The sequence below is a fragment of the Paludibacterium yongneupense DSM 18731 genome (assembly GCF_000422925.1).
In the GTDB taxonomy this organism is placed as follows: Bacteria; Pseudomonadota; Gammaproteobacteria; order Burkholderiales; family Chromobacteriaceae; genus Paludibacterium; species Paludibacterium yongneupense.
In genome coordinates, this window is the sequence record NZ_AUGZ01000005.1 from 64,627 (window position 1) to 77,912 (window position 13,286).

The 13,286-nt window shown below is 61.0% G+C and carries 13 protein-coding genes; 4 read left to right on the top strand and 9 right to left on the bottom strand.

The genetic code is table 11. The features are described 5' to 3' along the window. Positions 1-102: 102 nt before the first annotated feature. The 6 genes from G520_RS0102560 to G520_RS0102585 form a co-directional block, all read right to left on the bottom strand. The gene (locus G520_RS0102560; RefSeq protein WP_028534304.1) at positions 103-1,494 is read right to left on the bottom strand and encodes an NAD-dependent succinate-semialdehyde dehydrogenase; all 1,392 of its coding nucleotides are present in this window, start codon (positions 1,492-1,494) and stop codon (positions 103-105) included. Between the two features lie 291 nt (positions 1,495-1,785). Beyond that, a complete protein-coding gene (locus G520_RS0102565) occupies positions 1,786-2,274 on the bottom strand; it encodes a cytochrome b (protein WP_248620847.1) in 489 nt (162 codons plus the stop codon). Positions 2,275-2,348: 74 nt separating this feature from the next. Further along, positions 2,349-2,738: a cytochrome b562 gene (locus tag G520_RS0102570; RefSeq protein ID WP_028534306.1), complete on the bottom strand. Its 390-nt coding sequence runs from the start codon at positions 2,736-2,738 to the stop codon at positions 2,349-2,351. A 347-nt stretch (positions 2,739-3,085) separates the two neighbouring features. Then, positions 3,086-3,376 carry a YciI family protein gene (locus tag G520_RS0102575; RefSeq protein ID WP_028534307.1) on the bottom strand — a complete coding sequence of 97 codons (291 nt, stop codon included), beginning with the start codon at positions 3,374-3,376 and terminating at the stop codon, positions 3,086-3,088. Between the two features lie 89 nt (positions 3,377-3,465). Continuing rightward, entirely contained in the window at positions 3,466-4,299 is an 834-nt protein-coding gene (locus tag G520_RS23815; RefSeq protein ID WP_028534308.1) for an AraC family transcriptional regulator, read from the bottom strand. 78 nt (positions 4,300-4,377) lie between these two features. Then, on the bottom strand, positions 4,378-5,262 hold the full coding sequence (locus G520_RS0102585; protein WP_028534309.1) for a LysR family transcriptional regulator: 885 nt from the start codon (positions 5,260-5,262) through the stop codon (positions 4,378-4,380). A 124-nt stretch (positions 5,263-5,386) separates the two neighbouring features. Here G520_RS0102585 and argC point away from each other — a divergent pair, with 124 nt between their 5' ends. Next, positions 5,387-6,322, top strand: coding sequence for an N-acetyl-gamma-glutamyl-phosphate reductase (gene argC, locus G520_RS0102590; RefSeq protein ID WP_028534310.1), 936 nt, complete (start codon positions 5,387-5,389; stop codon positions 6,320-6,322). A gap of 110 nt (positions 6,323-6,432) precedes the next feature. Next, positions 6,433-7,509: an alpha/beta hydrolase family protein gene (locus G520_RS0102595; RefSeq protein WP_084637423.1), complete on the top strand. Its 1,077-nt coding sequence runs from the start codon at positions 6,433-6,435 to the stop codon at positions 7,507-7,509. Here the strand turns inward: G520_RS0102595 and G520_RS0102600 are convergent. Together G520_RS0102600 and G520_RS0102605 are read right to left on the bottom strand one after the other, a co-directional pair. Further along, the gene (locus tag G520_RS0102600; protein WP_211222740.1) at positions 7,402-8,304 is read right to left on the bottom strand and encodes an AEC family transporter; all 903 of its coding nucleotides are present in this window, start codon (positions 8,302-8,304) and stop codon (positions 7,402-7,404) included. The two genes, G520_RS0102595 and G520_RS0102600, sit on opposite strands and share 108 nt — an antisense overlap. Before the next feature lie 220 nt (positions 8,305-8,524). Further along, positions 8,525-9,451, bottom strand: a complete 927-nt coding sequence (locus G520_RS0102605) for a LysR family transcriptional regulator (RefSeq protein WP_028534313.1) — start codon at positions 9,449-9,451, stop codon at positions 8,525-8,527. Positions 9,452-9,566: 115 nt separating this feature from the next. On the opposite strand from G520_RS0102605, the gene G520_RS0102610 reads away from it, so the two are divergent. Further along, positions 9,567-10,748, top strand: a complete 1,182-nt coding sequence (locus tag G520_RS0102610; RefSeq protein ID WP_028534314.1) for a M20 aminoacylase family protein — start codon at positions 9,567-9,569, stop codon at positions 10,746-10,748. Positions 10,749-10,775: 27 nt separating this feature from the next. Next, entirely contained in the window at positions 10,776-12,032 is a 1,257-nt protein-coding gene (locus G520_RS0102615) for an MFS transporter (RefSeq protein WP_028534315.1), read from the top strand. A gap of 66 nt (positions 12,033-12,098) precedes the next feature. Here G520_RS0102615 and G520_RS0102620 read toward each other — a convergent pair whose 3' ends face one another. After that, positions 12,099-13,058, bottom strand: coding sequence for a chemotaxis protein (locus tag G520_RS0102620; RefSeq protein ID WP_028534316.1), 960 nt, complete (start codon positions 13,056-13,058; stop codon positions 12,099-12,101). Positions 13,059-13,286: the final 228 nt, after the last annotated feature.

Consider the following 13,286-nt stretch of genomic DNA (forward strand, 5'->3'; position numbering starts at 1 on the left):
GTCGCGGCATGCCGCGACGCCACAACCGGCACCGGGCGGGCGGCGTACCGCACCCGGCCCGGTGACCGCTTCCCGCCGTTATGTCCGACAGGACGCGGATAGTCAGAACGGGGCGTCGATGTCGACCACGGCGATAAGCTTGTGGTTGACGAACTCCTTGATCCCGAGCCCGATCAGTTCGCGCCCGTAACCGGAACGGCGAACTCCGCCGAACGGCAGGTCAGCCTTGACCATCGTCGGGTGGTTCACATACACCATCCCGGTGGAGATCCTGGCCGCCACTTGCGCACCATGCCGTTCGTCGGCAGTAAACACCGAGCCGCCGAGTCCGAATGGCGAATCATTGGCGATGCGTACGGCCTCGTTTTCGTCTGCGGCACGGAACAGCATGGATACCGGTCCGAAGAACTCCCAATGGTAGGCCGGATTTTCCGGCGTAACATCGGTGAGAATGGTGGGCTGCACGAAGGCGCCACGAACCGGCACCCGCGGGCCGACTTCAAGCGCCGTCGCCCCATGCTCGACCGCCAGCCGGATTTTCACCTTGACTTCATCCGCCGCTTCCTGCGACGACAAGGGCGCCAGGGTCGTGGCCGGATCGAGGGGATCCCCCGCGCGCAGGGCGGCCACACCGTCGACGTAGCGCTTGAGAAATTCGTCATAGACGGCATCGACAATGATCATGCGCTTGGAAGACACGCACACCTGGCCGCCATTCCAATGACGACCAAACACCGCCCATTTGACCGTTTTTTCAAGCTCGGCGTCGGCCAGCACCACGAAAGCATCGGCACCGCCGAGCTCCAGCGTGGATTTCTTCAAGGCCTTGGCCGCCTGCTGCGCGACCAGCGCGCCCGCGCCCTCGGAACCCGTCAGCGCCACGCCGTGTACGCGCGGGTCGCCGAGAATCTGCTCGATCTGTGCACGCGTGGCATACAGATTTTTGAAGCCGCCGGCAGGCAAGCCGGCGTCGCGCATCAGACCGTCGAAGGTCGCGGCGCTCTGCGGGACATTCGACGCGTGCTTGAGCAATATCGTATTCCCGGCCGAAAGCTGCGGCGCGATGATGCGCGCGATCTGATAATACGGGAAGTTCCAGGGCTCGATGGCAAGCAGCACGCCCAGCGGTTCGTGCACGACGCGAGCATTGCCGATGCCGGCATCCGCGACCGGCAGCGTCTCGGGCTCGAGCAGACGCTCCGCATTGCGCGCGTAGTATTCGAAGATTTGCGCCGACAGCTCCACCTCGGCCTCGGCTTCGCCGATCAGCTTCCCCATTTCCAGCGTCAGCTTCTTGGCATACTCAAGCTTGTTCTGGCGCAGGATATCGGCAGCGTTTTGCATGACGCGGGCGCGTTCGGCAAACGAAGTTTCTCTCCACTGCTGAAAAGCGGCATCGGCACTGGCGATTGCGGCCGCCACTTCCTGGTCCGTTGCATCAGGAAACGACTTGACGTGCTCGCCGGTATAAGGATTGGTTGTTGCATAACTCATGGATATACCCCTTCCTGCGACGAACGCGCGACTGGGCTCGCCACAGGTGAAATTGCACGGAATCATCGATCGCAGCTACCTGCCGACCGACACTATTCGTAGACAGCTATCCCAAAATACTAACGTCATATTTTTTATTGTATCAATCCCCTGCTCCCGCACGGCACACACTTCAGCGCCGCCCGGGCTGCGGTGCCTTTGACATCGCGCACTCGCCGCCCGCCAGACGATTCCTTCCGCATGACAAAACGATCATATCATTGCATAAGCAAAGAAACTAGAACGAACGACTTAGGGCGTGATGCGCTTCAGAACATTTTCCCTGTGCTGCGCCCAATGCGCGAGGCCGCCGACAAGGTGCATGCCCAGCAATACCACGAAAAGCGTGGCAGCGAGCGAATGCGCGCCCCCGAGCAGGTGCGACAGCCCGCGGTTGTGGCTCAGCAGGACGGGAAGGTCGAACAAGCCAAAGAAACTGGCGCTCTGGCCGGCCGCATTCGTTTTCAGCCAACCCAGCAGCGGAACACCCAGCATGCACAGATACAGCAGGCCATGGACAGCCTGTTCCGCCCGCTGCTTGAGCGACCCGGCCGGATTGACCGACGGCGGCAGCACCTTGCGTGTGCGAAGCCGGTTGACGATGCGCAGCAGCACCGCCAGCAGAACGGCAATGCCGAGCGAGCGATGCAGTGCCATCAGACCTTCGTTGTCATCCAGCAACCAGCCCACGATCAGCGTCGAGATCATCAAGCCGGCCACCAGCCAGTGGAGAAGAGACACCGACAGCGGGTACTTTTGCCTGGCCGCATTTTCCATTGTTGTCACCCCTGAGCAGAAAAATCGTTGCATGAAGACTAGTTGAGAAGGTCGTGGTAATGTTTCTTGGTCGAATTCATCTGGCGCAATGCGTTTTTGGCCGCAGCCAGATCATTCGCCTTTAGCGCGAGATCAACACGGGCAAGCCCCTGCTCGAGCTCCTGCATCCCCTGCTGGTAAGTGGCGGGGTCGCTGCTGAAATTGATATGGCTCGCGCTGCCCACGCTCGCATGCAAGCTCGCCATGTTTTTCCCGAACTCGGCGATCGTGGTGCTGGCCATGGCCGCATTGTACTCACGCCTCATGTCTTTCATCACCTGCTTGACCTCGTTCCCCAGCACAGTGGGGCTTAGCGCGGCCATGCCCAGACCGAACACGCAGGATGCGATGATAAAGCGGCGTTTCAGAACAACGGCTCCTGTACTCATTTGCCTACTCCTTCGTTTCATTCAATACGGCCTCAAGTCTGCCGCCGCCTGGCGACGCAGGGCAGAGACAGCTCGGCACTCCTGTGTCGGCAGAGTCGGCACCGCCTCTCAGTCACCGCCACGTGGCACAGGATGCGGCAGACAACTTAGCCCAGACTTAGCCCGCCGATAAAAAGCAGTCCGCAAGCCGGGGGATGAGCCCGCAATAGAGAAACAGGCACAGCAGGATGAAGGGACAGGCACAGCAGAATGAGGGGGCGCATCATCTGACGAGCGCCCCGATCCGGGCAGGGGAATGCGCGGGGGGGATACGACGGGCGCCGGGCGCCCCCCGAGGCAAACGCGACTCAGTTTTCGATATAAGCGGACATTTCCGGTGCGACGGCACGCGCCTGAAATTCGACGATGGAATAACTGGCGAGTCCGTGCAATGCAAACGGATCCTGCGCCAGCAGGGTCTGAAGATCCTCGCGCGACAGGCCTCGCGCCAGGATGACGCCGCCGGCACGCGGAATCTGCGGACCGGATGCAATGAAGACACCGGCCTGATACTGACGTTCGAGAAAAGCGCGATGCGCGCTCAATTGTTCATCCACCTGGTCAAGACTCCGGGTATACGTCAGCAAAACGACAAACATCGAATCCTCCTATCGTGATGGCAAAGGCCGCCGCCTGGTGTGGCGACGGCGTGCACCGTGCGTGCGGCACGGCGGAACGCACGGATAGCTTAGGTGCAACGCCTGAGGCTCGCATTGTAAAAATGCGACGCCATGCGCTGCGAGGCAAAAAAGCGGGAGGGGCTCTCGCCGACGAAGGACTCGAACTCGCGGATGAAGTGCGCCTGGTCGTAGAACCCGTGAGCGAGCGCCACGTCCAGATAGCGGCAGCCTCCGCTCAGCGTCAGCTCGCGCAGGGTGTGCTGAAAGCGGGCGGTTCGCTGAAACGCTTTGGGGCTGCAACCGATTGCACTCTTGAAAAGGCGTTCTAACTGCCGACGCCCGAGTCCCAGCGCGGCGCTCACCTCTTCGATGCGAATCGCGGCATGATCGTAATACAAGCGTTCGACCGCATGATCGATCACGGGGTCGTGACGAGCGAAACGCTCCAGACAGGCGAGCAGCCAGGTATCGAGCAAGGCGGCCTGCTCATTCAGCGTCGGCGCGGCCATCAAGCGGTAGCCGATATCGGCGGCGTTGCGCCCCCAGACGTCTTCGACGGACAGGGGATAGTCGATTCCGCAAGCGGGCAGCACAGGGCACAGATGCCGCAGGCCGCCGGAACGAACCCGTACCGACAGAAAAGAAAAATCCGAGTCGGCCCGCACTGTCAGCGGACGGGAGCGCAGGTAGCCCAGATGGGCAGACGGGGCATCCTGTGCACCGCCGTTTACGGGCGACACCACGAAGGGACGGCCGAGGTGAAAAAACACTTCGACCCCCGTTCCCGGAAACAGGGACGGCAAGGCCATCCCCGCCGGGCCGGATGAAATCCAGTAGCGATCGATATGTTTGCGCAACAGCGGGTGAGGCAAAACCCATGCCTGCACAAGGCTCATGGCCATATCGGAGCTCCGTCGCGAGCTGGCCTTCCCACACCGTTCATCGTGCCTCCCGGTTGGCGATCGGTTTGCGCGAGACCGCTAAGGCAGACTCAAACCGGACAAGACATCGAGCACCCACTGCGTCGGGCGCCCGATATTCTCCGCGCGGCAAGCGATGCCGAGTTCGCGCCAGAGCGCGGGTTGCAAGGGGCGAACCGCGATTCGCTCGTCGTTCAGCGGGGCGGACGCCTCGTGCGGCAGCAAGGTCGCACCGTAACCGGCGGCCACCAGACTCTTGATCGCATCATTGTAGTTCAGCTGGATGCGCGGCAACGGATGCTGATCGGCGGCGGCAAACCAGCGCGAGGTCAGTTGCGTGAGCCGGGTGCTGCCATCGTTGAGAATCAGCGCTTGCGCGGCAAGCCATTGCGGCGTGACCTGTGCCGGACACTGCCAGTGCGCGGGAAGGAAGGCAAGTACCGGGTCGCGCCGCCACGGCACGATGGTTAGACCGGCCAGCGCAGGCTGCGGCAGCGCGACCAACCCGACATCCAGCGTTCCCGCCGCGAGGCGCGCGAGCGTTTCCTGTGACGTGAGTACCGCGACCTGGACATCGATGGCCGGATGGCGCTGCCCGAGGACTTCCAGGGCTTGCGGCAACAGATGCGCGATCGCCCCGGTCGAGGCGCCGATACGTACCCGCCCGGCCAGGCCCTGCACCTGTCGTCGAACATCCTCCAGCGCCTGTCCGGCCTCATCCAGCAGGTGGCGCGCGCGCTCGATCAGGGTTTCGCCTATGGCCGTAGCGTGCACCTGTCCGCGTTTGCGCGACAGCAGCGCAGCCCCGATGCGGTTTTCCAGCTCTGCGATGTGCAGACTGACGGTCGGCGGCGCCAGGTGCAAATCGCGTGCCGCAGCGGCAAAGGAACCGTGGTCGGCGATGGCGACCAGCGTACGCAATCGATCCAGGCTGATTTCGCGCATAAGGCTTCCTGATTCAGAAATTCTGAACGTAATGGTCACGAAACTAAACTTTTCATATTCTACCCATACCGGCAAGCTGGAGGCCAGTTCTCTCACCGCAGCAAGCTCGGAAGGAGCCGTAAGCATGACCTCCCCCCTCGTTTTCATCGATGGCGATCAAGGCACTACCGGATTGCAAATCCACGCCCGGCTGCAAGCTCGCCGCGATTTGCGCCTGCTCACCTTGCCGGCTGCCGAGCGCAAGGACCCGCGCCGCCGGGCACAAGCCATCAACACGTGCGACATCGCCATTTTGTGCCTGCCCGATGAGGCGGCACGCGAAGCCGTGGCTGCCATCGCCAACCCGGCGGTCAGAGTGATAGACGCGAGCTCTGCCCACCGCACGCAGCCGGACTGGGTCTATGGCTTTGCCGAGCTGAATCCGCGACAGGCCGAACGCATCGCCGGCGCACGCCGGGTCAGCAATCCCGGCTGCTATCCCACCGGAGCGATAGCGTTGCTCCACCCGCTTCTCCAGGCCGGGCTGCTGCCGCACGACATCCGGCTTTGCATTCATGCGGTATCCGGTTACTCCGGACGCGGGCGCAGCGGCGTAGAGGAGCACGAAGGCAAGGATGCCGGCCAGGCCTGTGCCTTCCAGGTCTATGGCCTGGGCCTCGCGCACAAGCACACGCCGGAAATCCGCTTGCATGCAGGACTCTCGCGGCGCCCGCTATTCGTCCCGGCCTATGGTTCTTTCCGTCAGGGCATCGTATTGACGATCCCTCTGGATCGGGAACAGCCGGGAGCCACCCTGGACGGCGCACAGTTGCATGCCGCCCTCACGCACTACTATGCCGCAGCGGACAGCGTCCATGTCATCGCGCAGAACGAGGCACGGGCCATGACCCGTCTCGACCCGCAGGCACTCAACGGCAGCAACGACTTGCAACTGGGCGTATTCATCAATGAGGAACATGGACAATTTCTTCTGTCGGCGGTATTCGACAATCTCGGCAAGGGAGCCTCCGGCGCGGCGGTACAAAACCTCGATTTGATGCTGACGCAATGGAAAAATTGACGGGCTCCTTGCCAGGATGACGGACAAGCAGCCATTCTGACGTTATATTCACACCGTCGGCCTGCTCCCGAGGGGCCGGTGGATTGCCGCCAGAACGCAAAGAGTCCCCCATGACAGGAATAATGCGCAGGGCCGCACTGGCGGCCTGCTTGGTGCTGGCCGCCAGTGCGGCCCTGCCGCTACCGTCGCTCGCCATGACGACCGGCACTCGCCCGCGCCCCCTGCCCATCACCCCGATGCCGGCAAGCCGCGGCGATGGCGATGTGACCGGCATCACCCGCCTGGATGCCGTTGCCGGTGTGGACCGCTACCGACTGCGCTATCGCAGCGACGGGCTGGCCATACAGGGCTATCTGGTCATCCCCAGGGAAATCGCGGGCCGGGCCGCCGTCATCCTGTTCGCGCATGGCGGAAGCGACGATCCCGGCAGGCCCGGCCTGCCCTTGCTCGACTACCTGACCCGACTCGCCGCGAGCGGACCCTTCGTGGTATTGGCCACCGACTACCGCGGCAGCGCGGGCAGCGAGGGGCACGACGAATTCGGCGGCGCAGACGTCAACGATGTCGTGAATCTGCTCCCGATCGCGAGACGCCTGGCAATGGCCGATGCCGACAGGGTCGGCATGCTCGGCTTTTCGCGCGGCGCGATAGACACCTATGTCGCCATCCGCCGCGGTGCCCCCTTGCAAGCGGCCGCGGTGGTCAGCGGCCCGACCGACCTCGCTCGGACATACGAACAAACCGGGCTGCGGGTACGCACACAAATCAGCGGCATGCTGGGCGGAACGCCGGAGCAAAGACCGGAAGCCTACCGTCTGCGCTCCGCGCTCGACTGGCCGGAGAAAATCGGCATTCCCCTGCTTATCCTGCATGGCGACAAGGACGACAGGGTCGCGCTGACCGGGGTCCAGAGGCTGGATGCCGAACTTACCGCATTGAACAAGCCGCACCGCCTGCTCGTCTTCCCTGGCGGCAAACACATGCTGCACAATTTCGGCGCGCAGCGCGATCAGGCCATCGCAGCGTGGTTCAAACAACAGTTGAGGATAGACCCGTCCCCTCGTTCCGATCGACTCGCCTCAGGAAAGGCTGGCGATCAGGGGAAGGGTCACGACCGAGATCAGAGTCGTGATGGCGACGCCGCGCGAGCAGAGAGCGTCGTTACCGCCGTACTCGATGGCCAGTAGCGAAGGCATGTTTCCGATCGGCATTGCGAGCAGCAGCACCACCAGTTTCGGCAAGGGCGATTCCCAGCCCAGAGAATCAAAGACCCACAGTGCCAATAGCGGGAAAGCAATCATCTTGAAAAAGCAAAAAATCCATAGTTTCACATCGCTCAGCAGCGAGGCGATCCTCAACGTTCCGAGCGACATACCGATCAGCATCATGGCCAGGGCCACCGCGCAGGAGCCGAAATACTCGGTCGAACTCAGCACGACCGGAGATATCCGGATATTGGACAGCAGCAGCACAATGGCAAGCAGGCAGGAAAATGTGCCGGGGTTGAACATCTTGCGGACCACAGCCCAGCGCAGGAGCCCCCTCAGCCCCTCCTTTCCGCCCTGGATCACATTGACGCCATAGGTGTAAATCAGCAGGTTATATATCACGATGAAAATGGCGACATAAGAAACCATCAGCGGTCCGAACACGGACTCGACCACTGGGATGCCGATGAAACCGATATTGGAGAAGACGAACATCAGGGAATAGACCGGAGCATCCCGCTTCGCCCCCGCCAGGGCGGTATAGAGCCGGGATACCGCAATCAGGGCGGCATAGGTCAGAACCGCGACCAATAGCACATGAAAAAAAGCGAGCAGCGAGGTCCCGCCCCCGCTTTTCAGGGGGCCGAGAATGATCAAGGCCGGATTGAACAGATAGATGATCAGGCGTGAAATCTGACTGATGCCGTCTTTGTTGACCAGATTCTTCCTGGCGCAGACATAGCCGGAAAAAACCAGAATCATCAGAACGAACATTTTATTCAATATGACGTGCAAATCCATTTTAAACCCTGATCATCCTCGTTCGTGTCGGCATCGGAAATGATAGCCGAAAACTCCCTGTTTTCAGCCGGTCCGGCCACCAGACAGGTCTAACGGTATACTGTACACGATCTTTTCCGCCCGGATTCACTTTGTTGCAAGCACGGTCGATCCGCGCCCGATACGGAACAAGCGCACATCGCCCGGGCCGCGATCATAGCGGGTGCGCGAGGGTCTGCCCAAGCTGCTGCCACAGGTAGGATGCGGCCGGCGACAAGCGTCGTCCGACGCGACAGAGCAGCTGATTCGGCAAACCGGTCGCCATCGGATGATCGATTGGCACCGCGCACAACAGATGGGTGGACGATAACGGACGCGAAGCATCCGACGACATGAATGCGACCCCGAGCCCCGAAGCCGCAATGGAGCGTGCCGCCGAAAACAGATTACAGCGATACGAGGCCGCCAGATGCACCCGCTCGGCATGAGCAAGGGTATTCAAGTAACGCTGTGCGCCAAAATGATCCGGCATGAAAATCAGACGCTGCTGAGCGAGTTCGGCGATGGTCACGCTGTGGCGGCCCGCCAGTGGATGATCCTGGCTGACGACCGCGCAAAACGGCGAGCCGCGGAATGACTTGACCTTGAGTACCGGATCGAATTCGTTGACCCCGGTACACAGCCCCATATCCACGATGTCGTCGCGCACCATGGCGGTGATGTCGGCGGTCGAACCGCATTTCAACTCCAGCACGATATCGGGATAGCGCGCGCCGAAAGCCGTCAGCGCCTTGCCCATCAACCGGTCGAGAAAGCCCTCCCCGACGCCGATGGCCAGGTGTCCGCGCTTGAGCTGGCGAAACGCCTGCAACTGGACGGCCAGTTCCTGTTGCCGTTTCTGACGGTCGCGATAGAAGCCGACCAGATGCTCGCCGATTTCGGTCAGGGCAACCCCGCGCCCGCGCCGCTCTATCAGCGGCATGGCCAGCTCACGCTCCATCTGCGCGATCTGGCGACTGATGACGGAGGCATTGATTCCCAGCTTGTCTGCGGCAGCGCGAATACCGCCATGGCAGGCCACTTCGTACAGGTAGCGGATCTGCCTTTCGTCCACCTCGTCCGGTGCGTTTTTCAAGCGCATGCCAGCTCCCCACTGTTGACTTATAAGCAATTAAAACCGTGCGTATACGTCATGTAAAGGTCTATTTGCCGAATGATAGACTCGAAATCGTTACCACTATCCAAGGGCTAGCCCCATGAATAATCAAAGAAATTTCTGTTCACTTGAAGATGTTTCCGATCTCGCCGACGGGTTGGCCCTGATTCGTCACAGCTTGCACCGCTACCCCGAGCTGTCGAACCAGGAGCAGGAAACGGCCGAGCTGGTGGCCGACAAGTTGCGCGAATGGGGTTACCAGGTCAGCCGCGGCATCGGCGGCTATGGCGTGGTCGGCACCTTGAAACATGGCAATGGCGCGCGTCGGGTCGGGATCCGTGCCGACATGGATGCCCTGCCGATTCAAGAACTCACCGGTCTGCCCTACAGCAGCCAGCGCGACGGCTGCATGCACGCGTGCGGCCACGATGGCCACACGGCGGTATTGCTCGGGGCAGCCTGGCAGCTGGCCCGCACCCGGCGCTTCTCCGGAACGGTCAACCTGATATTCCAGCCGGCCGAAGAAACAGGCTTCAATAGCGGCGCCGAACGCATGATCGCCGACGGCTTGTTCGAACGCTTTCCTTGCGATGCCATTTTCGGTCTGCACAACCACCCCGGCTATCCATCGGGAACCTTCATGTTCCGCCCCGGCCCGTTCATGGCCGCCTGCGATACGGTCACGCTGACGATATACGGCAAGGGCGGGCATGCCGCGCGCCCGCATCTGGCCGTCGACCCCATCGTGGTGGCCAGCAGCCTGGTCATGGCCTTGCAGACCCTGATTTCACGCAATACCGACCCGACCGAAGCGGTGGTGCTCACCGTCGGCGCCTTTCATGCCGGCCATGCCGCCAATGTCATCCCCGAATCCGCCCGCCTCGAACTGAGCGTACGCTCATTCGCCCCCGACGTGCGGCGCATGCTGGAAACCCGGATCCGTGCACTGGCCACGCGTCATGCCGAGAGCTTCGATGCCCGCGTCGAGATCGACTATGTACCCGGCTACCCGGTATTGGTGAACGACGCGGACGAAACCGAGTTTGCGCGCCAGGTGGCCGAAGAACTGGTCGGCGCCGAGCATGTGGTGGCCCCGTTCCCGGCCATTGCCGGCAGCGAAGATTTCGCCTATTTCCTTCAACAGCGGCCCGGGTGCTTCGTGCGCATGGGCAACGGCGACAGTGCGATGCTGCACAACGCGGCTTATGACTTCAACGATGCCAACCTGGCGATCGGAGCCGCTTACTGGACCCGCCTGGTCGAGCGTTATCTGGCTCGCTGACGCCTTCATATTCATCAGGAGTATTACATGCAAGCAAAAGGGGTCTCTCAGCGCAAAATCATTGTCGCCGCCGTTTTCGGCAATCTGCTGGAATTTTACGATTTCACGGTATATAGCTATTTTGCGCTGGCAATCAGCAAGTTGTTTTTCCCGTCCAAAGACGCCGTCGTATCGATGTTGCTGGCTTTTTCCGCCTTTGCCATCGGCTTTGTCGCGCGCCCCCTCGGCGGCTTCGTGCTCGGGCATTACGCCGACCGACACGGTCGCCGCGCCGCGCTGACGCTGACCATCATGCTGATGGCCGCGGGTGCCGCCATGATAGGTCTTGCGCCGACCTACCACAGCATTGGGCTGGCCGCTCCGATCACCATCATTCTGGCGCGGCTGGTACAGGGCTTTGCCCAGGGCGGCGAATTTGGCGCCGCCACCGCCACCCTGTTGGAAACCGGTGCCGATAGCAGCCGCGGCTTCCGTGCAAGCTGGCAATTGGCGAGTCAGGGAGCGGCCGCACTGCTCGGCTCGAGCGTTGCCGCGATCCTGTCGTTCTGTCTGTCGGCCGACGACCTGGCGGCCTGGGGCTGGCGCGTCCCCTTCCTGCTTGGCACCTTGATCGTTCCGGTGGGTATTTATCTGCGCCGCCACATTGTCGATGAACCGGTTCAACCCAGCGTCGCGAACAAGCCGGCTTTGCAACTCAGGCATCTGCGCAACTGGCTGCTAACCGTGTTCTCCATCATGGGCATGACGGTTTCCAGCTATATCATGATGTACTACATGCCAATCTATAGCATCCAGCAGCTAGGGCTGTCGCCCAAGCTGTCCATTCTGGTCGCCATCGCCGCCAGTATCATTTCGCTGGTGATGTGCCCGGTTTATGGGGCCTGGTCTGACCGGCTGAAAAAGCGCAAACCGCTGGCCATCATCGGACGCAGCATGCTGTTGCTATTGCTGTACCCGGCATTCTGGGTCATGAATCAGTTTCCGTCCCTGCCGGCGGTCATGGCGGTCATGGTCGTGCTGATGCTGTTCTACACCATGGGTTCGGCGCCGGCCTACGCCTTGATGCCGGAGAGCTTTCCCAAGTCGATCCGCGCCGGCTATATGGCCAGCGCCTACGCCATTGCGGTATCCGTATTCGGCGGGACGTCGCAATTGGTCGCAGGATGGCTGTTGCATATCACCGGAAACAAGATGGCGCCGGCCTGGTATATGATCGGTTCGGTATTGATTTCACTGCTGGCGGTCAGTCTGTTCGACGAGACCGGTGACCGTCCGCTGGACTAGCCCGAAGGATGCGTAGCCACGCCTCCCGCCGCACCAAGGTGCGGCGGGAGGACGCACCGGGGGCTTTCAGTGGCGTTGAACGTCCTCGATTTTCAGCATTTCACACAGCTTCATCGAGAGTTTCTGCGGATCGAACTTCGGAACGTAGGCATCCACGCCCATCGCCTCGCCATGCCGCTGATTGGAGTCGCCGGACAAGGACGAGTGCATGAGTACCGGGATACCGGCAAAGCGCGCATCCGACTTGATGTGCTTGGTCAGCATATAGCCATCCATTTCCGGCATTTCGACGTCGGTCAAAACCAGTTGCAGCGTGTCGACGAGTTTGCGGCCATTCATCTCGGCCTGGGCGGCCATTTGCTGCAGATCTTCCCAGGCGTTCATGCCGTTGATGGCTTGGGCATATTTGATATTCATCGCGTCCAGCGTGCGCTCGATCTGCTTGCGTGCGACGATGGAGTCGTCGGCAAAATACACCATCCGGTGTTCTTTGGTCGGCGCCAGATTGGCGAACAAATACGCATCGTCCATCGGCGATGTTTCGGCCAGGATTTTTTCGACGTCTATCATCATCGCCAGCGTATTGGGCTTCACCTCGGTCACCGCCGTCACCAGACCTCCCATGCGGTTGGTTATCATATCGGGCGGCATTCGCATCGCGGACCAGTCCAGCCGCAATATGGTGTCGACCGACTGCACCAGGAAGCCCTGAGTATGACGGTTGTACTCGGTCACGATCATGATGTCGGGGCGGCCGTCGGTCACGATGCCGGTATACTTGGCCAGATCGATTACCGGCACGAGAGTGCCGCGCAGACTGACCATGCCTTCGACTGAAGACGGCATCTCCGGAGCGGCCGTAATTTCGGGAGTACGCATCACTTCGCGCACCTTGAATACATTGATGCCGAAAATTTCCTCGCGCCCCGTTCTTTGATCCTTGCCCAGCGAAAACAACAGCACTTCAAGTTTATTGGTACCGGCAAGCTTGGTACGGGCATCTATTCTTTTAAGCAGCTCCGACACAGCACCCTCCGCGACGTCTTTTTAAAATACCGGCGATTCCCAGGCAAGCAGCGGGAACATGATTGCAATCATAACAAGCAAAAACGTCAACCAGAATACATGCAGGGTTAAATAACGGCCCGACTTGATTTACCTCTCCGTTTCAATGCGATTCTGTACGAACTCCATCCCTGAAAGCAGGGCACAGTCCCTGGAATACCCGCCCGGAACAGGCGACATCCGCGCAGG